The organism is Congzhengia sp. (assembly GCF_037235575.1).
Classification (GTDB): Bacteria; Bacillota; Clostridia; order UBA1381; family UBA9506; genus Congzhengia; species Congzhengia minquanensis.
On the sequence record NZ_JAXUNN010000028.1, the window covers coordinates 61358 to 87287 of the forward strand.

17 protein-coding genes are annotated in these 25930 nt (G+C 45.7%); 8 read left to right on the forward strand and 9 right to left on the reverse strand.

What is annotated here, in order from left to right; translation table 11 throughout:
• The first annotated feature begins 3 nt into the window (after nucleotides 1-3).
• From WIG73_RS05710 to WIG73_RS05730, 5 genes are all read left to right on the forward strand, one after another.
• On the forward strand, nucleotides 4-579 hold the full coding sequence (locus WIG73_RS05710) for an RnfABCDGE type electron transport complex subunit G (protein ID WP_337399648.1): 576 nt from the start codon (nucleotides 4-6) through the stop codon (nucleotides 577-579).
• 1 nt (nucleotide 580) lies between these two features.
• The gene (locus tag WIG73_RS05715) at nucleotides 581-1189 is read left to right on the forward strand and encodes an electron transport complex subunit RsxE (RefSeq protein WP_177679786.1); all 609 of its coding nucleotides are present in this window, start codon (nucleotides 581-583) and stop codon (nucleotides 1187-1189) included.
• Nucleotides 1190-1774, forward strand: coding sequence for an electron transport complex subunit RsxA (rsxA, locus tag WIG73_RS05720; RefSeq protein ID WP_177679787.1), 585 nt, complete (start codon nucleotides 1190-1192; stop codon nucleotides 1772-1774).
• 23 nt (nucleotides 1775-1797) lie between these two features.
• On the forward strand, nucleotides 1798-2616 hold the full coding sequence (locus tag WIG73_RS05725) for an RnfABCDGE type electron transport complex subunit B (RefSeq protein WP_337399695.1): 819 nt from the start codon (nucleotides 1798-1800) through the stop codon (nucleotides 2614-2616).
• Between the two features lie 189 nt (nucleotides 2617-2805).
• Nucleotides 2806-6171, forward strand: a complete 3366-nt coding sequence (locus WIG73_RS05730) for a hypothetical protein (RefSeq protein ID WP_337399650.1) — start codon at nucleotides 2806-2808, stop codon at nucleotides 6169-6171.
• A 66-nt stretch (nucleotides 6172-6237) separates the two neighbouring features.
• On the opposite strand, the gene WIG73_RS05735 is transcribed toward WIG73_RS05730, so the two are convergent.
• Entirely contained in the window at nucleotides 6238-7275 is a 1038-nt protein-coding gene (locus tag WIG73_RS05735) for a sialidase family protein (RefSeq protein ID WP_337399651.1), read from the reverse strand.
• Between the two features lie 132 nt (nucleotides 7276-7407).
• A complete protein-coding gene (locus tag WIG73_RS05740; protein ID WP_337399653.1) occupies nucleotides 7408-10620 on the reverse strand; it encodes a GDSL-type esterase/lipase family protein in 3213 nt (1070 codons plus the stop codon).
• Nucleotides 10621-10879: 259 nt separating this feature from the next.
• On the opposite strand from WIG73_RS05740, the gene WIG73_RS05745 reads away from it, so the two are divergent.
• Complete coding sequence (locus WIG73_RS05745) at nucleotides 10880-12217, forward strand: MATE family efflux transporter (protein WP_337399654.1); 1338 nt, start codon at nucleotides 10880-10882, stop codon at nucleotides 12215-12217.
• 6 nt (nucleotides 12218-12223) lie between these two features.
• Here the strand turns inward: WIG73_RS05745 and WIG73_RS05750 are convergent, their stop codons facing one another.
• The 5 genes from WIG73_RS05750 to glgB all read right to left on the reverse strand — a co-directional run bounded on the left by WIG73_RS05750 (nucleotide 12224) and on the right by glgB (nucleotide 20546).
• Complete coding sequence (locus tag WIG73_RS05750) at nucleotides 12224-14632, reverse strand: glycogen/starch/alpha-glucan phosphorylase (RefSeq protein WP_337399655.1); 2409 nt, start codon at nucleotides 14630-14632, stop codon at nucleotides 12224-12226.
• A 16-nt stretch (nucleotides 14633-14648) separates the two neighbouring features.
• Nucleotides 14649-16070, reverse strand: a complete 1422-nt coding sequence (glgA, locus tag WIG73_RS05755; protein WP_337399657.1) for a glycogen synthase GlgA — start codon at nucleotides 16068-16070, stop codon at nucleotides 14649-14651.
• Nucleotides 16071-16170: 100 nt separating this feature from the next.
• Complete coding sequence (gene glgD, locus WIG73_RS05760; protein ID WP_337399658.1) at nucleotides 16171-17283, reverse strand: glucose-1-phosphate adenylyltransferase subunit GlgD; 1113 nt, start codon at nucleotides 17281-17283, stop codon at nucleotides 16171-16173.
• A gap of 54 nt (nucleotides 17284-17337) precedes the next feature.
• Entirely contained in the window at nucleotides 17338-18546 is a 1209-nt protein-coding gene (locus tag WIG73_RS05765; RefSeq protein WP_177678183.1) for a glucose-1-phosphate adenylyltransferase, read from the reverse strand.
• Nucleotides 18547-18563: 17 nt separating this feature from the next.
• The gene (glgB, locus tag WIG73_RS05770) at nucleotides 18564-20546 is read right to left on the reverse strand and encodes a 1,4-alpha-glucan branching protein GlgB (protein WP_337399659.1); all 1983 of its coding nucleotides are present in this window, start codon (nucleotides 20544-20546) and stop codon (nucleotides 18564-18566) included.
• A gap of 249 nt (nucleotides 20547-20795) precedes the next feature.
• On the opposite strand from glgB, the gene WIG73_RS05775 reads away from it, so the two are divergent.
• Together WIG73_RS05775 and WIG73_RS05780 are read left to right on the forward strand one after the other, a co-directional pair.
• Nucleotides 20796-22664: a glycoside hydrolase family 13 protein gene (locus WIG73_RS05775; RefSeq protein ID WP_337399660.1), complete on the forward strand. Its 1869-nt coding sequence runs from the start codon at nucleotides 20796-20798 to the stop codon at nucleotides 22662-22664.
• A gap of 149 nt (nucleotides 22665-22813) precedes the next feature.
• Entirely contained in the window at nucleotides 22814-24277 is a 1464-nt protein-coding gene (locus WIG73_RS05780) for a peptidoglycan DD-metalloendopeptidase family protein (RefSeq protein WP_337399661.1), read from the forward strand.
• Between the two features lie 76 nt (nucleotides 24278-24353).
• Here WIG73_RS05780 and WIG73_RS05785 read toward each other — a convergent pair whose 3' ends face one another.
• Nucleotides 24354-25424 (reverse strand): uroporphyrinogen decarboxylase family protein, encoded by a 1071-nt coding sequence (locus tag WIG73_RS05785; protein ID WP_249313726.1) that lies wholly within the window; start codon nucleotides 25422-25424, stop codon nucleotides 24354-24356.
• Nucleotides 25425-25735: 311 nt separating this feature from the next.
• The gene (locus WIG73_RS05790) at nucleotides 25736-25882 is read right to left on the reverse strand and encodes a hypothetical protein (protein ID WP_177677364.1); all 147 of its coding nucleotides are present in this window, start codon (nucleotides 25880-25882) and stop codon (nucleotides 25736-25738) included.
• Nucleotides 25883-25930 lie beyond the last annotated feature (48 nt).

Here is a 25930-nt window from a genome sequence, read left to right on the forward strand (position 1 = left end):
GGCATGCAGAAAAACGAAAATCCCGTTGTCCTTTCGGCTGTGCTGCTGGTTATCTCCTTAGTGGTGGCGCTGCTGCTGGCATTTACAAATTCAGTTACAAAGGACAAAATAAAAGAAAACACCATAAAAGAACAAAACGCGGCAAAGCAGGAGGTATTGCCCGCAGCCGCGGAATTTAACGAGACGGAATTCACAGATGACACAGGGCTGGTAAAAGCTGTTTTCGCGGGAAAAGATTCCGGCGGCAGCCCGGTTGGCTGGTGCGTAAACGTCACCCCTTCCGGATACGGCGGCGAGCTGGACATTATGGTGGGTATTTTAAACGACGGCACCGTTTCCGGCATGAAAGTGGTCTCCCATTCTGAAACGGCAGGCTTGGGCGCAAAAGCGGCGGAAAGCGGATTTTCTTCTCAGTTTACAGGTAAAAAAACCGACGAGCCGCTGTCTGTTATTAAAAACGGTACGCCAAAGAATAACGAAATTGTGGCGATTTCCGGCGCAACCATTACCAGCAACGCGGTGAAAAACGGTGTGAACGCGGCGGTTGATGCTGTGAAAAAATTGAACGGGGGTGTGTGACATGGGCAACATAAAAGAGCTGACCAAAGGGCTTTTAAAAGAAAACCCAATTTTTGTCCAGTTTTTAGGAATGTGCGCCACCCTGGCCGTTACCACCAGCGTAATCAACGGCATTGGCATGGGTCTTTCCACCACGGTGGTTTTGGTTGCATCTAACATCATAATCTCGCTTTTGCGAAACTTCATTCCCAACAAAGTCCGCATTGCGGCATACATTATCGTCATTGCCGGCTGCGTAACGGCAGTGGAAATGGCATTAAATGCATTTGCACCGGCAATTTCAAAATCATTGGGCATTTTCATTCCGCTCATTGTGGTAAACTGCATCATTTTGGGCCGGGCCGAAGCATTTGCCTCGAAAAACAGCGTGGGCAAATCCGCTTTGGACGGAATTGGAATGGGCTTAGGCTTTACGCTGGCGCTGGTCATTTTAAGCTCCTTCCGCGAAATTTTGGGCAACGGCACATTTTTTGGAATTCATCTGTTCGGCGAGGGATTTCAGCCGGCAACCATTATGATTTTGCCGCCGGGGGCGTTTCTTATGCTGGGTGTGATTTTAGCGGTGATTAATCTCATTTCAAACAAGAATAAAGAAGGGGGCGGCAAATAAATGGAACTGTTAACAAAGCTGGTACTCCTTTCCCTTACAACAATTTTGGCAAACAACTATGTTTTGGTAAAGTTTTTAGGCATTTGCCCGTTTCTGGGTGTTTCAAAAAAAGTTGGAACCGCTGTGGGCATGAGCGTTGCCGTAACCTTTGTTATGACAGTGGCCTCTGCCGCAACCTATTTCATTCAAAAGTTGTTGGTGCATTTTCAAATTGAGTATATGCAGACCGTGGCGTTTATTTTAGTAATCGCCGTGCTGGTGCAGGTGGTTGAAATGGCAATTCAGCGGTTTTCACCGGCGCTTTACAGCGCATTGGGAATCTATCTTCCCTTAATCACCACCAACTGCGCAGTTTTGGGCGTTGCGCTCTTAAACGTGCAGGAGGGCTACGACTTTGTGTACACCTTAGTTTACAGCTTTTCAGCGGGACTTTCGTTCATGCTTGCAATTGTGTTGTTTGCAGGCGTGCGCGAACGGTTAGAAACGGCAGATATTCCAAAGCCTCTGCAGGGATTTCCCATTGCGCTTGTCACAGCAGGTCTGATTGCAATGGCATTTTTGGGATTTTCCGGCATGAGCTTTTAAGGGAGGGGTCAATATTGGGAGCAATGATTCAACCGGTTTTCATATTAGGAATTATGGGCGCGGCGTTCGGCATTTTGCTGGGTGTGGCCGCAAAAGCCTTTAAAGTGGAAAAAGACGAACGGGTGGAAAAGGTGTCTGACCTTTTGGCCGGCGCAAACTGCGGCGGCTGCGGCTATGCCGGCTGCGGGGCCTTTGCCGAGGCGCTGTGCGCAGGCAGAGCAAATTTAAGCGACTGCCCCAGCACGAAGGCAGAGAGCAAAGACCGCATTGCCGCCATTTTAGGCGTTTCCACTGGGGCGGAGGACCCGAAAGTGGCCATGGTTATGTGCAGCGGAAATTGCAACAGCGCGGTTTTGCACTGCGAATATGAAGGCATAACAGACTGCATTGCCGCATCCCGCTACGGCGGGGGAGACAAGGCCTGCAGCTTTGGCTGCATTGGCTACGGCAGCTGTGCAGATGTGTGTCAGTTCGACGCCATTCATGTGGTGGACAATGTTGCGGTGGTGGACAGGGATAAGTGCACGGCCTGCGGCATGTGTGTGGACATCTGTCCCCAGCACGTGATTGAGCTTGTGGAGTTAAAACAGCGGACGTTTGTAAAATGTAAGTCGCACGACAAGGGAGCGAGCCTAAAAAACATTTGCTCGGCAGGCTGTTTGGGCTGCCGCATTTGTGAAAAGAGCTGCCCGAAGAACGCAATTAAGGTTACGGATAACGTGGCCCGCATTGACTATGACCTTTGCGTGAACTGCGGAATTTGCGCGAGCAAATGTCCTAGAAAAATTATTGATTTCACCAGGCCGGACGGTGTGAAGCCCTATATAAAAGAAGAAATTTAATCTAAGGCGTGAAAACATTCGTTTTCACGCCTCTTTTTTATTTGTCTAATTGACGGGAAAATCATCATAATTTTGTGCAAAAATAACAAAAAATAAAATCATTTCATGTGAACACTTGACAAAAATTCCCTAAGTGATATAATAACAATGAGGGAATATCAAATTATAAAATAAAGGGGAGAGTAAAAAATGAAGAGAACATCAAAAGTCATTGCATTGCTGTTAAGCCTTGCAATGGTGCTATCGGTTTGTGGCATGATGACAGTTTTTGCCGAAGGCGAATATACGGTTAAAACAGGCACAAACAACATGATTCGGATTGAAAATGCCGCGGAACACCTCGAGGCTGCAGCCGGTGTTGCCCGCACCTATGAATTCAATGTGCCGGCAGACGGCGAGTATTATGTTATTTTGGGCAAGGCGCTGAAAGCAGACGCAGAAGGCAAATATGACAAGGGAATTCCTTTGTCCCTTAAATTTTATCAGGATGCAGAGCCAGACGGGCAGGTACTTGATTACACGCTGAGCGACGGCGTTGAAGAGCATGTTAACTGTCCGGTAGAACGTGTTGGCAACAACATTGCTATGAGCGTTGCTTTAACAGAAGGAACTTGGAAATTAGATTTAACAGCTGAAACAGAAACTAACTTTTATTATATTGAGCTGCGCGATACGCGCCTTCAAATCGCAGAGGAAAAGAATGTAATTTCACCGTTCGATTTTAACGGCGGGAACTTAGACCCTATGCATGTAAACGAACAGGTTGCGTTCGGTTATAAACAAACACCGCCGCCGGAAGAATATACGCTGGTGGGAAACTATTTAGACGACAGCATATTCGACCAGTCCACAACGGACAGTTATAGAAAATACAGGTTCATTCATATCAAAAACGGCTGCGACGCGCAGTATGAGCTGGATGTGAAAACAGCAGGATATTATCAGATTTCTGCTTTTCTAAATTTATGGACTAAAACATATCCTACAACCACAACGCTAACGGTTAATGTAGACGGGAAAACGGTTTCTGACCTTTCTTACATCAAAGAATCCAACGAAACACCGGATAAGCTCATTCCGTCAAGAACTGTTTATCTTTCGGAAGGCATCCATACCCTGCAGCTTGCAAACAATTCCAGCTGCGGCGCATATGTTTATTACATAACGGCGGAGCAGGTAGACCCTAATAAGGTGGTTAAGGTCGACGATAACCTCACCAGAATTGAATTTGCTAAAAATGACAACGGTGCAACGCTAAACAGCACCGACGGCCTTTCTGTAACCAAGACTTTGGATTTAATTGGCGGCACCTATGCAGTATTTGTAAAAAAACCGGTTGAATTTTATGGCTCGGAATGTGTTTATGATGTAACGTTCAGCCAGAGCGGTGTAGAAGCATCTCATGTCAGTGTTGCGGCGGCAACCAACACCGATAGCAAAAATAAGGGTTTTTCTTATGAGAGGGTTGGCGATGCCAAAGGCACCATCTTTACCGTTCCGGACGGCAGCGTAGAGTTCACGCTGGCAGTTTCAAAGGACTGTGATGTGGAATACATCGATATCCGCCGTTTGGATTTGCCTCTTACTGGAGGCAAGCAGGCAATTGCTGTTGCAGACTTTTCATATGTAAACGCGCTGACAGATGCCCACTGCTCACAGCAGTTCGGTTCAGGCAAAACCGAGCATGTTTTATTGGACTATCCGGTAATCGGCGACTATTTCTCAAGTAAAATTACACCTGCACAGAAATATTTTCCGATTCACTTATCTCAGGGGGCAACCGTAGGCTATACAGTAGACGTTGCACAGACCGGCTGGTATCAATTCGGCGTTTTAATTAACACCTATAAATCTAACGGTATGCTGGCGCTTTATGCTGACGATAACTTAGTTGACTCGGTTACCTATTCTTTTACCGGTGACCAGCCGGACTTGGCATATACCTACAATGCAGTTTACCTCACAGGAGGACGGCACACAATTAAGCTTGCCGGTACGGTTGGCGGCATATACCTATATCGCTTTACGACCGAAAAATTGGAGGGCGACCCTGTATATGAATTTTCCGGCGGCTCGGCAACGGTGATGCAGTCGGGCATGAACTCAGAAGCGAGCATGGAGGGGGAATTCCGCGTTTTAAACGCAGGCGACACCGTGTCCTTTAAGCTGAACAATTCCTATACAGACCCCCAAGGCAAAAATGAATATGAATTAAAGCTGGCCGTAGATACTTCAGCTGTATCTGACGCGGCTTTAGACATTAAAATTGGTGAAACACTTTACGAAAAGATTTTAGTGGGCGGAAAAAATGGAGAGGTAAGCGGTGGAACTATTGTTTTGCCTGAAGGTGAAAGTGAAATTGTAATTACCTCGAAATCAGAAGGAATAAAATTTAAATCGTTTAGTGTGGTTGAAACGGTTATCACGTCAAACGAAAATGGAAATACCATGCTTTCATTCCTTCGTGCGTCGACCATTTCCGAGGGCGTAACGCCCGATGCGGCAGGCAGCGCATCTTTTACAGCAGAGCAGTTTGTGGAATTTGATGTAAATGTGGTGGCAGACGGAACTTATATGGTCCGCATGAAAGCAAAATCTCCACAGACAGGATTTACCGTTTATGTTGACGACGTCGACTACACAGATAGCCAATATTTAAACACGGAAGATAAATCGTGTGTAAACAATTCAAAAAATAACGTGATGTTAAAGAATGCTGCAACCAATATCAGTCTGACAAAAGGGATGCATAAGATTAAAATTGTTTTCCATGATGTAGACAACGAAGCCGTTACGCATAAGGTAGATGAAATTTATTTAAGACGCTTGGACAAAACGGTCAGCAGCACAGCGCCGATTCAGCTTGGCACATGGGATTATAAAACAATTAACATTCCGCCTTACTGGAGCTTGCCTGCACAGGTGCATCAGGGTTCTACCTATAAGGGTGACGAATTGTATAATAACATTGTGTTTATGGGAGAGGTTGCAGTAACTTATGAGTTTAATGTTGCAGAAAGCGGATTTTATAAAATTTCCAATTTTGGATGCGGCCCAGACGGGGCAACCCAGATGAGCAGCTATTCCATTGACGGAGGCATTAAAACCAGCGAAACAGAATTTGCATACATTGGAGAAGGCGGAGACAAAATTGTAGAAAACATATATCTTGACTACGCATTTTTAACAGAGGGAATGCACACGTTAACAATCTATGCATCTGCTCCTTCTGCTCAAGCAGTCCGCATGAATATGACAAAAATTACATGGGTATCGGATATTTCCGAAGTGCGGTACGACAGGGATAACAGAATCGTTTCCTTTGCATCGTCGCAGCTGGACTTAACGGCAGACGCAACTCTTTACATTGCGGCGTATAACGGAAGCCAACTGGTTGGCATCAACATGGTTGATGTAAAAGCCGGAACAAAGGCAATTAAGCTTTCTGCAATGGTGAAATCAGCGCCGAATAAGGTTAAGGTTTTTGCATTTGATGCAAACTTAAAACCGCTTTTAGCGGCACTTGAAGCTTCCGGAGAAGATATTATTCAATAAAAAACTTACGTTTTATAAAAAAGGGGCGGCAACATGCCGCCCCTTTTTTTGTGTGTGAATAAAATATTAATGCGTTTCAATGACCACGTCACTTTCATAAAAGCTATATCCGCGAATTTGTGCTTTTGGCGCGTCGTCCACAATGTAGTTGACAACATAAACTTCGCCGTCGTCAAACTGCACCCAGCCTGTGTACCCCAAGTCGGAAACACTGCTTCTGTCATAATCTAACGGCATAATTCGAACAGACTGCTGGCTGCGTTCCGTGTTCTTAGCGCTTTCTTCATCCAAAAAGGCGGCAAATACGTTTTGTGTCCAGGCGCCCAGCCAACCCTTTCCTCCCTGCAAAAACCGATGGGTGATCATGATATTGCCGCTCCTTAAGAATCCGGCGGTTGGGCGGTGGCAGCCGGGAATGGGCACGTTAAACACGCCTTCCCAGGTTTCACCGCTGTCGTGGGAAATAGATTTCATACAGTCGTAGCCAAGAAAGGAATTTTCACGCATAAAGGCCACCAGCGTTCCGTCGTGACACTCAATAATAGACACCTCGCACAAGTGGTATCTGGGGTCGGACGCGACCGTAACAGGCTTCGACCATGTTTTTCCGTCGTCGTCGCTATAAATTAAAAACTGTTCCAGCTTTTCTGTTTTTCTGCTTTTAAACTGACCCCCTAAGATTAACCGGCCCGACTTCAATTGAAGAAGTCTGTCCGGCACAATTGCGCAAAAGGGAATAATCTCAGGCTCGCCCCAATCGGTGCCCTCTGTGTCGCTGCGCCAGATATAAATTTCTGAAGCCCGGTTTTCTTCCTGCAAAATCCTGTCGCAGACAATGGCCAGACTGCCGTCGTTGAGTTTTGAAATCCGCGCACAATTAAAGAAGTGGTCTTTTGGTGTAAATGCGGTCAGTGGTTTTTTGGCAGACCAAGTTCTTCCCCGGTCACAGCTTTCGGTTAACATCAAACGGGAGTTTTCCCGGTCGCCGTGGTGCGTACATTCCGTAAACACACAAATTAGCTTGCCTCCGTTGGTTAAAATCACATCCGGCCATGCCTCGTAGACAGAATCATCCCGGCTTACCGTAAATTTTTGTATCGGCATCAACAAAACCTCCTTTTTGCCCTTCATTATACCAAAATAAAAACAAAAAACTTTGCTTAAATTGCCAATTATTTTGTTCAAATTGCGAAAAAAGCCGCACTAAATTATTTAGCGCGGCTTCTTGTTTCAATCTTATTTTAAATAGGATTTTAAAGGTACGTCTGTTTCAGAAAGCAGCATTGCAACGGACTCCGACACGAATTTTGCACCGTCGATATTCACATGGGTACGGTCAGGTGTGTTTTCAATATAGTCCCATTTACCCTGGGGAATTGTTTTGCCGGTTTCCTCTTCAATCCGGTGAAATGCTGTTTCAGAGAGGTAATAATAGTCAAAGGTTTGTGTGGTTTTCGTTTCGGAATATTTACCGTCTTCATAAATCCAGAGGTTGGTTAAATAGGTGTTTAAATCAAGGAACGTAACGCCGCAGGCCGCCGCAGTTTCGCGCATTGCTGCAGACCGTTCTATCAGCGCCGCCGCAGACCATTCTTTGCATTCAGGAATGGTGGAGACTAAAATCGGCGTTGCGCCTTTCGCCTTAACTGCTTCGCAATATTCTGTCAGGTTTGCCTTATACTGCTCAATGGTAGTGCCTTTTCCGGTTTCAGAAATGTTGTAAAAATCGTTTAAGCCGAAGTTGATGAACACAAAATCACCCTTTTTCAGCGCGTTTTCTATAGGAGTCCAGAAACCGTTGGTTTTAAAGGTTTTTGAGCTGGTGCCGCCAACGGCCTTGTTAATCATATTTATATTTTCGTTAAATTCCTCGCCGAAATAATAGCCCCAGCCCTGCTGCGGGAAGCTGTCGGCGCCGTATCCCACACAAACGGAGTCACCCATGAGAAAAACGTTGATTTTTTTATATTTTACCGTGGTAATTTCCTTTGCAGAAATCACTGGTTTCATTGACGCAATGGAGTCCCACACAAAGACCTTGGCGCTGTCCGGCGCCTGGGCAGATTTCATTTCAATTGAAACATTATTTGCATTTAAAATCGCTTTTTCAGCAAGGTCTGTGAGCTTTCCGTCCTTATAAATTGCGGCAATGGCCGTTCCTGAAACCGCTTCGTCAAAGCTTGCATTGACGGTTGTTGATTGGGCATCAATGATCATATTTTCTTGACTGCTTTTGGTGAAGGAAATGGCATACAGCCGCACGGTGCCGTCTTTATACGTTCTCTTGTTGCGGTAAATTTTAATGGTATGCAGCCCTTCTGTTAAGAACATGGGTTCTGTGCTTTTTGCCTCTGCCACGGAATTTTCCGGCGTGCCGACTGCGTAAAAAGGATATACGTCATCCACCGTAAACTCAATTTCAGCGGTGTTGTTGCTGTTCGTAAAATATGCCGCAAAGTCGTAATATCCGGATTCCTCCGCGTTGACAAGGTAGGTGTAGGTGCCGTTGTCATGAGCAATTACGTTTCTTAGGTCTTTGTATATTCCCCTGGCATAGGACTGAATTTTCTCCGAGTTGCTCTGCCAATACTGTGTGGGGAAGAACCACGCGGCACCTACGTTTGTGTAAGACTGAAAATCCCATGCGGGAATCACGGTTTCATATGCAATATCATTTTTCAGAACCGCATCAGCCCGCCGCAGTTCAAAGGAGGCGAAGGACACATAGCTGTTCGCAGCAATTTGGAACGTGTGTTCGCCCGGCGCAAAGTGAACAAGTCCCTGGGTCAGCTTTTTGTTCATCTGGTTCTGCGCTGTCTGGACGTTGTGCGCAACCGTCGTATCCTGATACATTACGTTGGTTACGTCTTCGCCGTCTGCATAAACTGTAAATGAAGTTTGCGGCATGGTGGCGTTTGTGTAAAGGGTGTAATAGCCCTCGTCTGCAATTTGGAATGTCAGGCGAAAGCTTCCCCCGCCGGAAAGGGCGTAATTGCCGGTCTTCGGCTCAATGGCAGACCACCCCGCAAATTTTCCGCATTTTAAGGGAACCGGCGTTACAATAGCGCCTGCCTGGATTTGAATGGTTTCTCCCGTGTTTTCCCCTAGAACTGTATCGGAATGGGAGATGAGCTCCAGCGCCTTAAACTGAAAGCCGTCTGTTTTCGAAGTTAAGGTTAAGGTGTGCACGCCGGCAGACAGTGTTTCGTTTGTAAACAGTTTGCCCGGGCCGGTAAGCGTTACGTCCTGCGGCGTATTTTCGTCTATCTGATAAGACAAATCTGCCGGGGCGGACACATTCAAATGGGCCATATAAAGGTCAATTGCCTCTGCCCCCGTCACTTTAAAGGATGCAGTTACCGATTCGCCGCTGTCTATGGAAACGATTCCGTTTTCGACTGTGGCTGTTTGTGTAGAAAAGTCACTGTATTGTATTGATTTTGGAAGTGTTTCCGCATTCACAATGATGGGTTCATCCGTGCCTTCAATAAGAATGTCATGAATATACAGGCCGCCTGTGGGAGTGAAGTTTAGAGTGTGTTCTCCTTCTGTGAGATGGACTACGCCCAAATCGTTCCATTTTTCTTCACCGGAATTGCTTCCCTTTATAATTGTTAACGTTTCTGTAGGGGAAGTGTAAAGCATGTTCCCGTCAAGATTCGTTTTAAAATATACATTTTTTTGTCCTGCATCGGAACCTGACCAAACAAAGGCTGTTGCCCGCGCCTGCAGCTTATAGTTTTGCGCTTTCGTTACATTGAATTTATAGGTCACAGTTTGTCCGCTGTCCACATGGATCTGACGGGTGTTTACCGCATCGGGAAAGCTGTTGTAATATGCATATCCCTCCGACAGCGGTTTTCCGCCTTTCAGTTCGCCGTTCACATGGTTTGATGCTGTGACAGAAGCGTAGTCATTATAGTCGACGGGGTTTATTCCCTGTTTTGTGCCGTCAATTTCAATGTCGGTGCCCCGCAAATCAAAAAACGTAACGGTTGTGGCGCTTGCCGCCGTTAACGAAACCGTGCAAAGGCCTTTGTAAAGATACACGCTGGAGGATCTTTTTTTCGCTGATGCCCCAACGCGAATATAGTTATATTTATAGCTTGCGGCATCCTCGTCTGTTGCGCCGACAGAAACGGAATAATCCTCCTCTTGGCCGGTAAGTGCGCCGCTTTGGGTAAAGATGGCAGAAAACGCGTTTGGATTTGCATCGCCCCGGTTTAAAAATATGGCATAGCTGCCGCTTTCCGGCACGGTAAACGACAGTGTTTTTGGCGTTTCGGCTTCAAGCGTTTGATTCCCTGCCGTGAGGCCAACCCGTAGAAAGGTTTTTGATATAAGGGTTTCGGTTGTTTCGCCCTCTGCAAAGGAAATCATTGCAGAACAGCTTGTGATGATTACAAACACCGATAAAAGTGTTGTCAGCAGTCTTTTTGTGGTTTTCAAATCTCTCTCCTCCTTAATTTTTGTATTTTTATTATAGCACAATTTAACATAATTGCATAGATTTATTTGTAGTATTTTGAGCGGTTTGGTTAATATGCATAAATTTATTAGTAATATTTTGTTTATATTGACAGCTGAAAAAAAACATGGTACAATAGAGTCAATAAAATATTTACCGCCGGGTAACGTCTTGCCCATTCCGTTAGGCCACAGAAGGAATGGAGGCAGAGGCGTTTATTTTTTTGTCAGGAGGTTTTTTATGAATAACAAAACATATTTTTTTCAATTTTTTCAGTATGCATCTTTCAATGTGCTTGGAATGTTAGGCCTGTCCTGCTACATTTTGGCCGACACCTTTTTCATTTCAAAGGGGTTGGGTGCAAACGGGCTGGCCGCGTTAAACCTTGCCATTCCGGTTTACAGCTTTATTCACGGCAGCGGATTAATGCTTGGCATTGGCGGCGGCACCAAATATGCAATTTTGAATGGAAAGGAAATTCGGGATTTGGCAGACGAAACGTTTACAGCGGCCGCAAAGTTAACGGCGGCTTTGTCAATTTTTTTCGTTTTGCTGGGAATTTTCTGTTCAGGAGCGGCTGCCCGTTTTTTAGGCGCAGACGATGCGGTTTTTCATATGACCAAAACCTATTTGCAGGTTATTTTGCTGTTTGCCCCAATGTTTATGCTGAACAACTTGCTCTTGTGTTTTGTAAGGAACGACGGTGCGCCGCACCTTGCAATGGCGGCCATGCTCGGCGGAAGCTTATCGAACATTGTGTTAGACTATATTTTCATTTTTCCGCTTAACATGGGAATTTTTGGCGCGGTGCTGGCAACGGGTCTTGCCCCGGTTGTGAGCCTAATGATTTTGTCGCCCTTTTTCATTCGAAAACAAAACCGGTTTCGTTTGATAAAAAGCAGGTTAAGCAGCACATGTGCGCTGGCCTCAGGCATTTTGTCAAGCGGCATGCCGTCTCTTGTTACAGAGGTTTCTTCGGGTATTGTCATCATTGTTTTTAACATCATTATTTTAAAGCTTCAGGGCAATATCGGCATCGCGGCATATGGCGTTGTTGCGAATCTGTCCTTAGTGGTAATCGCAATATACACAGGAATTGCCCAGGGTGTTCAGCCCATTTTAGCGAATTGTCACGGTGTGGGCGACCGCGCCGGCGTGCATGTAGTTTTGCGCTATGCATTGATCGCTGCGGCAGCGGTTTCAGCCGTTGTTTATGCCGGTGTGTTTTTTGGCGCAGAACAAATTGCAAAGATTTTTAACAGCGGACATAACGCGCTTCTGCAGGCCATTGCGGTGCGGGGATTAAAGCTTTATTTTACCGGGTGCCTGTTTGCCGGGGTTAATATCATTCTGTCTGTCTACTTCACCTCAACCGAAGTTCCGCGGCCGGCCCACGTAATTTCTCTTTTGCGCGGGTTTGTCATTATTCTGCCCATGGCGTTTTTATTATCGGCGGCTTTTGGCATAGACGGCGTGTGGTGCGCCTTTCCCGCAACGGAACTGATGGTAAGCGTCATTGGATTTGCCTGGTATTTTAACAAAAAAAGGCGGAGCAAGCTGCTCCGCCGTAGGGTTTAAAATTGATTATTGCACCGGTTTAACGTGCCAAATATGGTTTGCATAGTCTGTCACACTGCGGTCTGACGCAAAAATGCCTGCGTTTGCAATGTTTTTTAGAGACATTTGCGTAAAGCGCGCCTCATCCCGGTAGGCTTCCTCCACACGCCTGTGAGCGTCACAGTAGGACGCAAAATCCGCCAGGTTCATGTAGGGGTCGGAATACATTAAATAGTGATACAGGCTGTCAAAATTTTTGCCGCCAATTCCGCCGGATTTGATAAATTCTAAAACGTCCCGGATAGACTGGTTTGCGTTATAGAAGTCTTCCGGACGGTATCCCCTGTGATACAGATCGTTTACTTCCTGGGTAGAAAGTCCGAAAATAAAAATGTTTTCCGGACCTACCGCCTCATAAATCTCAACGTTTGCGCCGTCCATGGTGCCCAGCGTCACTGCGCCGTTAATCATCAGCTTCATATTTCCTGTGCCCGAGGCCTCTTTGCCCGCCTGGGAAATCTGCTCGCTGATGTCTGCCGCGGGTATGATAATTTCGGCCAGCGAAACCTTATAGTCTGCAATGAACACCACTTTCAAAAAGTCCCGAACGTCCGGGTCACGTTCAACCATGTCGGACACGGCGCAGATTAAGCGGATAATTTCCTTTGCCATAAAATATCCGGCAGAGGCCTTTGCCGCGAAAATATAAGTTTGGGGCAGGGGACGAAAGCCCTGGAATTTGATTTTCCGGTATAGGTCGATGATTTGCAGCACATTCAAAAGCTGGCGTTTATACTCATGCAGCCGCTTTACCTGCACATCGAACATGGAGTCGCAGTTTACCTCAATGCCATTTTTTTGGGCAATATAATCTGCCAAACGCTTTTTGTTTTCTTTTTTAATTTCCCGCAAGCGGGAAAGAACCGCTTCGTCATTATAAAATTCGTTAAATTTTTCAATGTCGGACAGGCTCTTTTTAAAGCCGCCGCCGATTTTTTCAGTTAATAGCTGGGAAAGGAGCGGGTTTGCCTGGCACAGCCAACGCCTGTGGGTAATGCCGTTTGTAACGTTGGTGAACTTGTCGGGATAGACAATATTAAAATTGTGAAACGTGTCGGTCTTTAAAATGTCTGAATGCAGTTTCGAAACGCCGTTTACGCTGTAAGAACCTGCGATGCACAGGTTTGCCATTTTCACCATTCCCTCTGAAATAATGGCCATTTTGTCGATCGACGCGGTGAGCTCCGGATGGTTTGTATAAATAAACTGGCAGAACCGGCGGTTAATTTCTTCAATTATGGAATAAATGCGGGGCAGGTGGGATTTAACGAGGTCTATGGGCCACTTTTCCAGCGCCTCGCTCATTACGGTGTGGTTGGTGTAGGCTAGGCTGTTTGCCGTAATGTCCCATGCCGCGTCCCACACATAGCCATAGTCGTCCATTAAAATGCGCATCAGCTCCGGCACGCACAAAGACGGGTGGGTGTCGTTTATGTGGATCACCGCTTTATCGGGAAAGCTTTCAAAGGTGCCGTATTTTTTATAGTGTTCTTTCGTAATTTGCTGCAAAGACGCGCTGACAAAAAAGTATTGCTGTTTTAAGCGCAGGGATTTACCCTCTATTTTGTCATCTGCGGGGTAGAGCACTTTCGAAATGGAGCTTGCAATCGCCTCGTTTTCTGTGGATTTTACATATTCGCCCTTGGAAAACAAGTCCATGTTAAAGCCGCTGGTGCTTTTTGCGCTCCAAAGCCGCAAGGTGTTCACGGCTTCCGTGTCGTATCCGGAAATAAACAGGTCATAGGGCTTTGCCATTACGCTGACATAATCTGTGTGCTCGGTGGTTAAGCCCTTATCCGTCCAGTGCTCTTTAATGTTGCCGAAAAAGTGCACTTCAATCTCCTCGTCGGCTCTGGGGTTCAGCCAATATCCCGCCTGGTCAATCCAGCTGTCGGGGAACTCGTTTTGCCACCCGTCAATAATCACCTGTTTAAAAATGCCGAATTCATAGCGGATGGAAAAACCGGTAATGGGGTAGGAAAGCGTGGTCATAGAATCCATATAGCAGGAGGCCAGCCTTCCCAAGCCGCCGTTTCCCAGCCCGGCGTCCGGCTCCATCTCATAAAATTCCTCAATGTCAAAGCCGTATTCCGCCAGAAACGCTTTGATGTCGTCTTCCGCCTCCAGGTTCCAGAGGTTATTTTTCAGTGACGTGCCCACCAAAAATTCCATCGACATATAATAAACCTGTTTTGCTTCCTGCTCTTTTACCTTTTTGCTGTATTCATACCGTTTTTCCGCCAAAATCTCATTGGTTGCCGTAAGCACCGCTTCATAAACCTGGCGTTTGTTTCCGTTTTTTATGTTATTTCCAAAGTTGACTTCCATAATCTTTTCAATGCTTGTTTTCAGCTTTTGTGATACATGATTTTCCATAGGCTATTTTCCTTTTCTAAAAAAGTTGTTGATAAATTTCAATATATTCTTGCGCCGGTTTTTTCCAGCTAAAGTCGCCGCTCATAGCGTTTTTGCGGAGCGCGCGCCACATGGGTTTGTTGTGGAACAGGTCGATGGCGCGCTTAACGGCGTCTAACATGTCATAGGCGTTATAGCTTTGAAATGTAATGCCGTTGCCCGTTTTTGTGACCGGATTAAACGCCTCCACCGTATCCTTCAGGCCGCCGGTTGCGTGTACAATCGGAATGGTGCCATAGCGCATGGCAATCATCTGCGAAAGCCCGCAGGGTTCCATTTTCGACGGCATTAAAAACAAATCTGCTCCGGCATAAATTTTTTGTGCCATTTCGGCAGAAAAGCCGATGTAACCCCGGACTTTATCCCGGCAGGAGTGCTCCCAGGAATAGAAAAAGCTTTCATAGTGGCTTTCGCCTGTGCCCAGGGCAATGAGCTGCATGGGCAGGCCGGAAAGCTCGTTCATTACCTCGCAGAGCAAATCAATTCCCTTTTGCGATGCAAGCCGGGTTACCATGCCGATTACGGGAATGTCGTTGGACTGTTCTAAGGCCATTTCCTTTTGCAGCTGCTTTTTGTTAAAGGATTTAAACCGAATGGTTTCGTAGGTATAGTTTCTTGCAATGTGCGGGTCGGTGGCCGGATTAAAAACCGTGGTGTCAATTCCGTTTACCACGCCCCGGAGCTTATATTTTCTTGGGTGGAGAATATTGTGAAGCCCAAACGAAAATTCCGGGCTTAAAATTTCATCAGCGTAGGTCTTGCTGACGGTTGTCACCATGTCAGCCGCTTCAATTCCGCCTTTTAGCAGATTTATGTCGCCGTCATACAGAAGCAAAGAACGGTAATTTATGTCCAGCCCAAATATGCTCCCCAATATAATTGGATTATATTTTCCCTGAAATTCGATATTATGTATCGAAAGTACAGTTTTAATGGATGCATACCGGCTGTCGCTGCGGTAGAATGCGTTTAAATAAACAGGCAAAAGCGAAGTTTGCCAGTCGTTTATATGAATGATGTTCGGAAAAAAATCTACCATGTTCAGCATATCTAAAACGGCTTTTGAGAAAAAGGCAAACCGTTCCGAGTCGTCATATTCGCCGTAAACGTTGGGGCGGCTGTAGTATTGCTCGTTGTCAATAAAATAATATATAACCTTTCCCACGGTTGCCGTAAACACGCCGCAATATGTTTTTCTCCAGCTGATGGACACATCAAAGCTCCCTAAAAATTTCATTTGGGTTTTTAACGTGTGGTCAATGCAGGTGTATAAAGGAAGAATCACGCGGGCGTCTACGCCCTCCTCAGCCAGGGCTTTCGGAAGAGCGCCGCACACATCGCCCAAACCGCCTGTTTTTATAAACGGGGCAGCTTCTGATGTTGCAAACAAAACTTTCATTGGTATCACTCCCAATATTTCAATACTTTTATTTTAAGTGAATTGCAATTTACTGTCAATTCGAAAAACAAACAAAGAACCGTTTTTATAGCGCGGTTTATTAAACAATTTTACCTTTGTGAATTACCACCGGCAGCGTGTCGCAGCCGGACAAGGTTTTATTGGCGGTAATCCGCACGTTTTTATCCGATATAACGCTGTTTAGAGATGAATTTTCTTCAACAATGGTGTTTTGCATGACCACGGAGTTATGAATGCGCGCGCCCTTTTCAATCCGAACGTTTCTAAAAATAATGCTGTTCTCCACCTCGCCGTCGATTACGCACCCGTCGGCAATATAACTGTTTTTTACATTGGCGTTGTCGCCGTATTTTGTGGGAACTGTGTCTTTAATCCGTGTTAAAATCGGCTGGTCGCCGTTAAAGATTTCGTGTCTTATGCTACTATTTAGCATTTCTAAATTAGAGGACAGATATACCTCTAAGCTGTCAATCAATTTGCAGTAGCCCGTGTGCTGATAGCCAAATATGTTCAGCTCGTTTAATTTTTTCGTAATAACATCTTTGCCAAACGCTTTCCAGCCATAGGTTACGCCCCAGTCGATCAACTCCCGCAGGAGCGATTTTTTTAATAAAAATATATTTAAAGCAACCGTCTTTTCATTGGAACCGCTGGCGGTGTGAACCAAAACGTCGCTTATTTTTCCGCTTTCTTCTAACCGCAGCTCCATGTCATTGGACTTCGGCACAGCCTGTTGGCACAGCACAGTTAAATCCGCGCCGTTTTTTTGATGGGCTTCAAACACCTTGTTAAAATCTAAGTTGATTACCATGTTAGAGTCCGCAATGATGCAGTATTCCTCCAGCATGTTGTCTATATAGCCGTGGACGCTTCTTAAAATATCAAACTGGTTGTCGCTGTATTGAATGGAGTCGTTTGCAAAGGGAGTGAGGATTTTAAGCCCGCCGTTTTTGCGGTTCAAATCCCAGTCTTTTCCCCAGCCTACGTGATCCATCAGGGAGCCGTACTTGCTTTTTGTGATAATCCCGATATCTCCCACCCGGGCGCCCACCAACGACGAGAGCATAAAGTCGATTAAACGGTATCTTCCGCCAAACGGGATCGATGCAAGCGTTCTTGCATTTGACAGCTCATTGATTTTGCTGTCGCTGTTATCATACGTATCAGTGAATAATATACAAAATGCATTCATACTAAAACTCCGTTTCTGCCGCTTCTTTTCTGCGGCTATATTTTTCGCTTATTTTCATTTCCCCTGGCCGGGCATTAACATTTGTTTCGGAAGCACGACCTCGCCGGAACGCACCACTGCACCCTGGCCGACAACGGCAATGCCCCAGTTGTCCCTGTCTGGATAGTCTTCCGGCGGAGCGCCGACAACGGCGCCGTCTTCAATTACCGCGTTGTCTGCCACAATGGCATAGCGCACCTTAGCACCCCTGCCGATTTTGGCGTTTCGCATTACAACCGAATAACAAACTTGAGCATCTTCTTCTGCGGTTACGTCAGAAAACAGAATGGAGTTGTTCACAATGGCGTCTACCTCACAGCCTTCTGTGATCATGGAATTTTTTAAAACCGCGTGAGAACCCACATACTGCGGCGTGGTCATGGAATGGCGGCAGTAAATTCTCCACAGGGGGTCGCTTAAGTTTAAAGAGATGGTGGGGTTTAATAAATCCATATTTGCTTCCCATAAGTTGTTAATGGTTCCCACGTCTTTCCAGTAGCCGTCAAAGGGATAGGCAAACATGCGCTCGCCGCAGCGAAGCATGGCGGGAATGATGTTTTTGCCAAAGTCATTTGCAGAGCCTTCACTCTGTTCGTCCTCTATCAAATATTTTTTCAATTTTTCCCAGGTGAAGATATAAACGCCCATGGAAGCCTTGGTGGACTTCGGCTGTTTGGGCTTTTCTTCAAATTCATAAATGGAGAGGTCGTCTTTCGTGTTCATAATGCCATACGCCGAAGCTTCGTCAATGGGAACATCCATCACGGCGATGGTGGCGTCGGCCTGCCGCTCTTTGTGAAACGCAAGCATTTTTGCATAGTCCATTTTATAAACGTGGTCGCCGGATAAAACCAGCACATAAGACGGGGAATATTGCTCAATAAACTGCATGTTCTGATAAATGGCATTTGCCGTGCCTTTATACCACTGCCCGTCGTCCCCCGTCACATAGGGAGGGAGCACCTGAATTCCGCCGTTCATGCGGTCTAAATCCCAGGGCTGGCCAGTGCCGATATAGGCATTTAGCTCCATTGGTTTATACTGCGTTAAAACACCCACCGTGTCAATGCCGGAATTAGAGCAGTTTGACAGCGTAAAATCAATTATCCTGTATTTGCCGCCAAAGGGCACTGCCGGTTTGGCCCTGTTGTTTGTTAAAACAAAGAGCCTGCTCCCCTGTCCGCCGGCCAGCAACATTGCGATCATTTCTTTTTTTATTGCCATGACAAAAACCTCCTGTTTTATTTCTGTTTGGTCTTTCTTTTTTGTTTGGTTTTTTTTGCGGGCTCTTTCAAGCTTTTTTCAGAAGCGCTTGCTAAGTCCTTTGAAACCGGCTTTGCTTTCCGATTAACCGGTTTTTTCTTGAACAGGTAAATGGTGGAGAAGGGCGCAAGGTTTAGTGAAATAAAATATTTTTGCCCGTGCATTTCGCCGCTTTTCGCCGTAACCTTCCCGTTTTGAATTCCGCTGCCGCCAAACGCAGCTGCGTCGCTTGTAAACACCTCGGTGTAATTGCCGCGGCTGGGAACGCCGATTTTATAGTCAGTGTAATGAACAGACGAAAAATTTGAAGCAGCCAAAACCATATTGCCTTCCTTATCCCGCCGGAAAAAGGCAAGGACATTGTTAATCGCGTCGTCAACGTCGGCCCATTCAAACCCCTCCCAGGTGACGTCTAATTCCCACAGCGCCGGGGTTTCTAAATAAAACCGGCACAACGCTTTTGTATATTCTTGCTGCTGTTTGTGGGTTTTATAGGCAAGCAGGTTCCAATCTAACTCCTGCTCTTCGTTCCATTCAATGAACTGGCCGAACTCCGCACCCATAAACAACAGTTTTTTGCCGGGGTGTGCATACATATAGCCAAGATAGGCCCTAAGATTTGCAAACTTTGCGTCATCCTCCCCGGGCATTTTTGAAAGCAGCGATTTTTTGCCGTGGACCACCTCGTCGTGAGAAAGGGGAAGAATAAAGTTTTCGGAAAATGCATATGTCATAGAAAAGGTAAGCTTGTTGTGTACGCCTTTGCGGAAGAACGGGTCCTGTTCCATGTAAAGAAGCGAGTCGTTCATCCAGCCCATGTTCCACTTAAAGTTAAAGCCTAAGCCGCCTACATCAACCGGATAGGTAATCAGCGGCCACGAGGTAGACTCCTCTGCAATCATCATCACGTTCCCAAACATCTCAAAAACACGGGAATTTAATTTTTGCAAAAATTCCTTTGCCTCTAAATTGCCGTTGCCTCCGAACTTGTTGGGCGTCCATTCCCCTTGCTTTTTGCCATAGTCCAGATAGAGCATGGAGGCAACTGCGTCTACCCGCAGGCCGTCAACATGATATTTTTCAAACCAGTAGCAGGCGTTGGAAATTAAAAAGCACCGAACTTCATTTTTTCCATAATCGAAAATCCGGGTGCCCCAGTCAGGGTGTTCCCGCTTTTTAGGATCTTCATATTCATAGCAGCTGGTGCCGTCAAAATCGCTGAGGCCATGGGCGTCTTTCGGAAAATGAGCCGGAACCCAGTCTAAAATAACGCCGATGCCTGCCTGGTGGCATTTGTCCACAAACGCCATAAAATCTTTTGGCGTTCCATACCGGGAGGTGGGGGCGAAGTAACCCGTTACCTGATAGCCCCAGGATTTATCGTAAGGATATTCGCTGATGGGCATCAGCTCTATGTGGGTAAACCCCATGTTTTTTACATAGGGAATGATTTCGTCCGCCATTTTGTCGTAGCTGAAAACGCTGCCGTCTTGATACCGCTTCCACGAACCAAAATGCAGTTCGTAGATGTTCACAGGCTTGTCAAACAGGCTGCCCCTGCGGCTGTTCATCCATTTTAAGTCTTTCCAGCAATAGCCGGAAAGGTCATATACCTTTGAGGCTGTGCCCGGACGGGTTTCGCTGTGAACGGCATAGGGGTCGGCTTTATAAAGCGTGTCGCCGTTTTGTGTTTTTATAATAAATTTATAGCAATCAAATTCTTGAATTCCGTCGATGATACATTCAAAAATGCCGCCCTGGGTAATTCTGTGGGCTTCATATTTGTCTTCCGCCCAGCCGCAGAAGTCGCCTGTTATGAAAACCGCGCTTGCGGCAGGAGCCCAGACACGGAATGCACACATGGTGTCGCTGACAAAATGTGCGCCCAAATAGTCATAGGAACAAAAGTTGGTCCCTTCGTGAAATAGATATTCTGCCAGGCTGTTGTCGCTGTTGTTCATAGTTTGTATCCTCCGTTTGGTGTGTCTGCAACAAATATATATATCTTAGTATATCATAAAATAATTTAAAATAAAAGTAATTTTTGTAGAATATTAATAATTAAATTAAAAATTTTACATAGTTTTTATAAAGAATTAACAATTAATTTGTCAGCCGCAATCTCTGTGCCAGCATATATGGTTGACAAAACGGCATAATAATAGTATTCTTTTTATATAAAATTTTATCCTAGAGAGATGTGACGATATTTGGAACGAATTATTTACAATTCAAAAAATAAAATTTATAAAAATCCTTTCGGAGCTTTGCCCACAGAAGAAAGCTGCACCTTTTCCATCGACATTTTAAAAAGCGAGGAACCGCTGGAGGTGTTTTTTTCGTACCGGAAAGACGCGGCTGCAGATCCCTGCTATGTAAACATGGACTATGTTTGCGAAACGGGTGACTATCTGCGTTTTTCCTGCCGGCTTTCATTTTCAGCAAGCGGTCTTTATTTTTACCGGTTTGAGTTTTCTTATCCGGGCGGAAAACGGTTTTGCGGAAAAAAAGACGGCACCGCTTTCATAGAAGATTGGCTGGATGAATGGCAGCTGACGGTTTATGACAAAAGCTTTCAAACGCCGGACTGGGCAAAAGGCGCAGTGATGTATCAAATCTTTCCGGACAGATTTTGCCGCAGTGATAATTATATGCTGCAGACTCCAAAAAATGAACGGAAAATTCATGAATCCTGGTTTGAAGTGCCGGATTTTATTTATGACAATCCGGAATATAAAGGAAACGATTTTTTTTGCGGCAATTTAAAAGGGATTGCGGAACGGATCGATTATATCAAATCCTTAGGCGTTGACGTGATTTACTTAAATCCCATTTTTGAAAGCCCCGAAAACCACCGCTACAGCACGGCAGACTACACGAAGGTCGACCCCTATCTTGGAACAAATGAAGATTTTAAAGAGCTATGCTCCCGTTTCCGGGAAGCTGGAATCCGCGTGATTTTAGACGGGGTGTTCAGCCACACCGGTGCAGACAGCATTTATTTTAACAAATTTGGCCATTACGATTCGATCGGCGCGTGGCAGGGAAGCGCATCTCCCTATTACAACTGGTATCAGTTCAATGACTCTGAAATTGGCTATGACTGCTGGTGGGGATTTGAAACCCTGCCCAACGTCAACGAAACCGAACCGGACTTTTTAAACTTTATCACCGGAGAAGAGGGGGTGCTTTCCTACTGGCAGAAGCTGGGCGCTTCCGGCTGGCGGCTGGACGTGGCGGATGAACTGCCGGACGGATTTTTAGACGCTTTACGAAAGCGTTTGAAACAAACCGATCCCGACGCACTGATTATCGGCGAGGTGTGGGAGGATGCAACCAACAAATTTGCGTATGGTGTACGCCGGCGGTATCTTTTGGGAAACCAGCTGGACAGCGTGATGAACTATCCCTGGCGAAACGCCGTTATCGACTATGTAAAGACCGGCGGCGCAAAACTGTTTTGCAGCCGGATTACAGAAATTATGGAAAATTACCCCGCGCCGGTGCTAAACTGTTTGATGAACATTTTATCTACCCACGACACAGAGCGGATTATCAACGTGCTTGGCGTTACCCATAACGTGGCTCACAGCGAGGCCGCGGAGTATCATTTAACGGAAGAAGAATATAACCGGGGAAAGGCGGGCTTCATGGCGGCGGCATTTTTGCAGTTTGCTCTGCCGGGAATTCCCAGCATTTATTATGGTGACGAGGCAGGGCTTACCGGTTTTCGGGACCCATATTGCAGAATGGGCTATCCTTACGGCCGCGAGGATTTTGAGCTGATTGATTTTTTTCAAGGCCTGGGAAAGTTAAGAAAACAATACCGGGAGGATTTTTCTATGCCCGCAGAATGTTTTGCTGCCGGGGAACACACGGTAATTTTCACCCGTGGCGCCTTGCTGTTTGCGATAAATATGGGTTCTTATGAAGAAAGTGTGAAATTAAGCTCAAATTTTGTAACAATTTATGGGGGAGAACACATCAATTTCCAAAATAACATGCTTGCCCTGCCGGAACACACCTTTGTAGCTTTGAAAAAAGAGGGGCAAAATATGGTTGAGAATAAAGAAAAATAGACGTAATTTGCGAGTTCATAATTAATTTACAAAATAGCCCTTGATTTTTTATTTAATATATTGTATATTATATGTAACAACTTCGTAATAATTTTGTTATTATTACATATACTGTTACTGTAATTAAAAAAACGAGGGTGATTCATTCAATGATTCAGAATACTGAACGGGCACAGACCACAAAGGTCATACAGGTGCCGAAAAAGTATTACAGCGCAAACGAACCAATGGGCGCGAAGGACAAAAATGGAACAAACCATACAGAAATTCAAAAAAGAAATTGGATTTTTAACAGAAAGAAGCTAAAAATTTTTGCCGGAACAACTGCGGCAATTGCAGGCACAGCAGTAGCCTGTGCGGTAGTTGCTTCCTCCTTTTCACTGGGCTATACGGTAAAGGTGGACAACACGGTAGTGGGAACGGTGGCGGCGAAAAGCGAGTTTTACGAAGTGCTGGACGAAGTGAAAACCGAGGTGAAAGACATTGCCGACGTGGAGTTTGAGCCCAGCGGAAAAGAGAGCTTTCAGGTGGAGCTGATTAAAAAGGACAGCTTTACGGAAAAGGAAGAGCTTGCGGAGAATTTAAAATCCACCTCTGAGGAAATGACAGAAGGTTTTAGCATCACATATGACGGTGTATATTTCGCGGCGCTGCCCACTCAGGAGGATGCGGAGCGTTTGCTCGAACAGTATTTGGCGGGCTTTACCGCAGGCAACGAAAACGTTACGGCAGAATTTGCACAAGAGGTGAAAATAACGTCCACACATGTGGTGAAAGACACGGTTAAAACGGCAGACAGCGTGTATGCAGAGCTTTTGGCGGGCAAATTTGTGTCCTATGAGGTGCAGGACGGTGAAAGCTTAGAAGACATTGCGGCAAATTTTGATACCACAGCTGAGAGCATTTTAGCGGACAACCAGCTTTCAGACCAAACAAGCCTTGCGGGCCAGACGCTGAAAATTTATACCGGCGAGCCAGTTTTGTCGGTTAAAACCGTAGAACATGTTAACGGGGAGTTTGAAATTCCGTTTGAAACCATATCAAATGAAGACGACACCCTCTATCAGGGCAAAACAGAAGTTGACACCGAGGGTGTAAACGGGTTAAAATTTGTTGATTCTTATATTACAAAAATTGACGGAGTTACCGTTGAAGAAACCGTAATGAAAAACGACATTTTAAAAGAGCCTGTAACACAGGTAGAGCGGGTGGGAACGAAAGAGCTTCCGCCGTCTGTAGGAACGGGAGAATTTGCAGTGCCAACCAGCGGAACGCTGACCTCGCCCTATGGTGCAAGATGGGGCAGAATGCATGCCGGCATAGATTTGGGCGCTTCTACCGGCACGCCGATTTATGCGTCGGACAACGGCATTGTGACGGAGGCGCAGTTTAAAAATAACGGATATGGAAACTTTATCTCCATTGACCACGGAAATGGATTCGTGACATATTACGCCCACTGTTCTGAGATTTTAGTGTCCCCCGGCGACGTGGTGGCAAAGGGCGATTTAATTGCAAGAGTCGGCAGCACGGGCAGAAGCACCGGGCCGCACCTGCACTTTGAAGTCCGGGCGGACGGCGAAGCGCAGGATCCCATGAATTATTTAAAGTAAATAAAAAAACCGCTGACAACATGAGTCAGCGGTTTTTTTACGAAAATACAGTATAATTTGTGTAAACCACAAAGGCTTAATAAGTTCCCAGCTCTAACGCCTTTTCAACAAAATAGCAATAACTTTCGTAATTCACCGTTTTGGGAATGGAATGGTCGCTATGTATAATATAGTTAAATCCCTGTTTCACAATTGGGAGCTTCGCTTCCAGTTCTTTTAAAATAACTTCCCGGTCGTTGCTGTAAAGAGCACGAACATCCAAGCCCCCCATAAAGGCAATTTTATCTCCGTAGAGCTCGTGCAGCTTTATTAAATCCATGCCGGCCTTAACCTCCAGCGCTTGCAGGCAGTTAATGCCGGCGTCAATCATATCCGGAAGCAGGGGCTCAACAAAACCGCAGGAGTGCATAATAACTGGCAAGTTCAGGCTTTTGGCATAGTCAATGGTGTAGATGTGGCCCGGCTTGATGATTTCGCGGTACATGTCCGGAGACATAAACGGGCTTCCTTTATATCCCATATCTTCATAGAACCAAATACCGTCGGGGTACCCCTCCTGCTCAAAGAGCATTTTTTGCAGGTCAACGGTGAGCTTGGCATAGGTGTCTACCATATCTGTTACCCAATCCGGATCAAGCGCCATGCCGACCAACATGTTTTCGTGCCCGCAGACGGGGTGTATGCACTCAAATACGTTAACGCCGCTCCATACGAAAAAGCGTCCTGCCTCTTCGGCGGCTTTTTTTGCATTCCGATACCCCTCAAAATTGATTCTCCGTGGATCCGGCGTGAGCATGGGTTTAAGCTTTTCCCAGCCCTCCCGGTCTTTTACGTTAAAGTCAACATGCTCCGGCGTGGAGTCGTGCAGCTTGTGGCGGCGCAGAATTGCGCCGTTCCCGTCCAGCAGGGTAACGGTATCTTCGTTTTCAGAAATGACTTTTGTTTCAAAATTGAAATCAGCAACAAGATTAAAAGCCCAAAAGGTCTGTATGTCGTAGCCAAAATGGTCTTCAAAGGGTTCGCCGTTATTTATATGTCCTTCAGCCGTCCAGGCCTTGTATGTATCGTCCCAAAAATGTTCAAACAGCCCGACCCGGTCCACCGGCTGATGATTTAAAATTCGGGTAATTCGTTCTTTTCCTGTCAAAATAAACGCCCTCTTTTCATAGAATTTCAATGTTATTTCACTGTTTTTTATTATAGCAGGCAGGGAAATAAACTGCAACCGATATGAAAACAAACATAAAATAATACAAAATTTTAAAAAATATTTTTATTTTAGAAAAATAAAAACACCCCGCCGGACATCCCGGCGGGGTGTTATGTATCAACTCTTTATCCTAAGTATAGACTTTAAAATTCCTGTGATAACTTTTGGAAACTGTAGGACAACCACCTTCAAGAACACCGCCCCTTTCTGTGCGTTTTGATATATGTAATAAATTTATAAGGAGAGAGCTAACCACAAATCTTGCAAAATGCAATGAAAATGAGCATGATGCCTTCGATAACCACCAGCCAAAACGGAGGGAGCAGAAGACCTGCGAAAATTCCCAAACAGAACGCACCGCAAACCAACGCCCAAATTTTATACTTTAAACGCATCTGCCGTGCCTCCTTCACTTTCTTTACTACATTATATGAAGCGGAGGA

What these genes read in the sequence shown, in the direction of transcription:
- WIG73_RS05790 (WP_177677364.1), bottom strand. Translation starts at nt 25,882, where the DNA reads ATGCGTTTAAAGTATAAAATTTGGGCGTTGGTTTGCGGTGCGTTCTGT.
- WIG73_RS05710 (WP_337399648.1), top strand. Translation starts at nt 4, where the DNA reads ATGCAGAAAAACGAAAATCCCGTTGTCCTTTCGGCTGTGCTGCTGGTT.
- WIG73_RS05745 (WP_337399654.1), top strand. Translation starts at nt 10,880, where the DNA reads ATGAATAACAAAACATATTTTTTTCAATTTTTTCAGTATGCATCTTTC.
- WIG73_RS05765 (WP_177678183.1), bottom strand. Translation starts at nt 18,546, where the DNA reads ATGGCAATAAAAAAAGAAATGATCGCAATGTTGCTGGCCGGCGGACAG.
- WIG73_RS05750 (WP_337399655.1), bottom strand. Translation starts at nt 14,632, where the DNA reads ATGGAAAATCATGTATCACAAAAGCTGAAAACAAGCATTGAAAAGATT.
- glgA (WP_337399657.1), bottom strand. Translation starts at nt 16,070, where the DNA reads ATGAAAGTTTTGTTTGCAACATCAGAAGCTGCCCCGTTTATAAAAACA.
- glgB (WP_337399659.1), bottom strand. Translation starts at nt 20,546, where the DNA reads ATGAACAACAGCGACAACAGCCTGGCAGAATATCTATTTCACGAAGGG.
- WIG73_RS05730 (WP_337399650.1), top strand. Translation starts at nt 2,806, where the DNA reads ATGAAGAGAACATCAAAAGTCATTGCATTGCTGTTAAGCCTTGCAATG.
- rsxA (WP_177679787.1), top strand. Translation starts at nt 1,190, where the DNA reads ATGGAACTGTTAACAAAGCTGGTACTCCTTTCCCTTACAACAATTTTG.
- glgD (WP_337399658.1), bottom strand. Translation starts at nt 17,283, where the DNA reads ATGAATGCATTTTGTATATTATTCACTGATACGTATGATAACAGCGAC.
- WIG73_RS05780 (WP_337399661.1), top strand. Translation starts at nt 22,814, where the DNA reads ATGATTCAGAATACTGAACGGGCACAGACCACAAAGGTCATACAGGTG.
- WIG73_RS05735 (WP_337399651.1), bottom strand. Translation starts at nt 7,275, where the DNA reads ATGCCGATACAAAAATTTACGGTAAGCCGGGATGATTCTGTCTACGAG.
- WIG73_RS05725 (WP_337399695.1), top strand. Translation starts at nt 1,798, where the DNA reads ATGATTCAACCGGTTTTCATATTAGGAATTATGGGCGCGGCGTTCGGC.
- WIG73_RS05715 (WP_177679786.1), top strand. Translation starts at nt 581, where the DNA reads ATGGGCAACATAAAAGAGCTGACCAAAGGGCTTTTAAAAGAAAACCCA.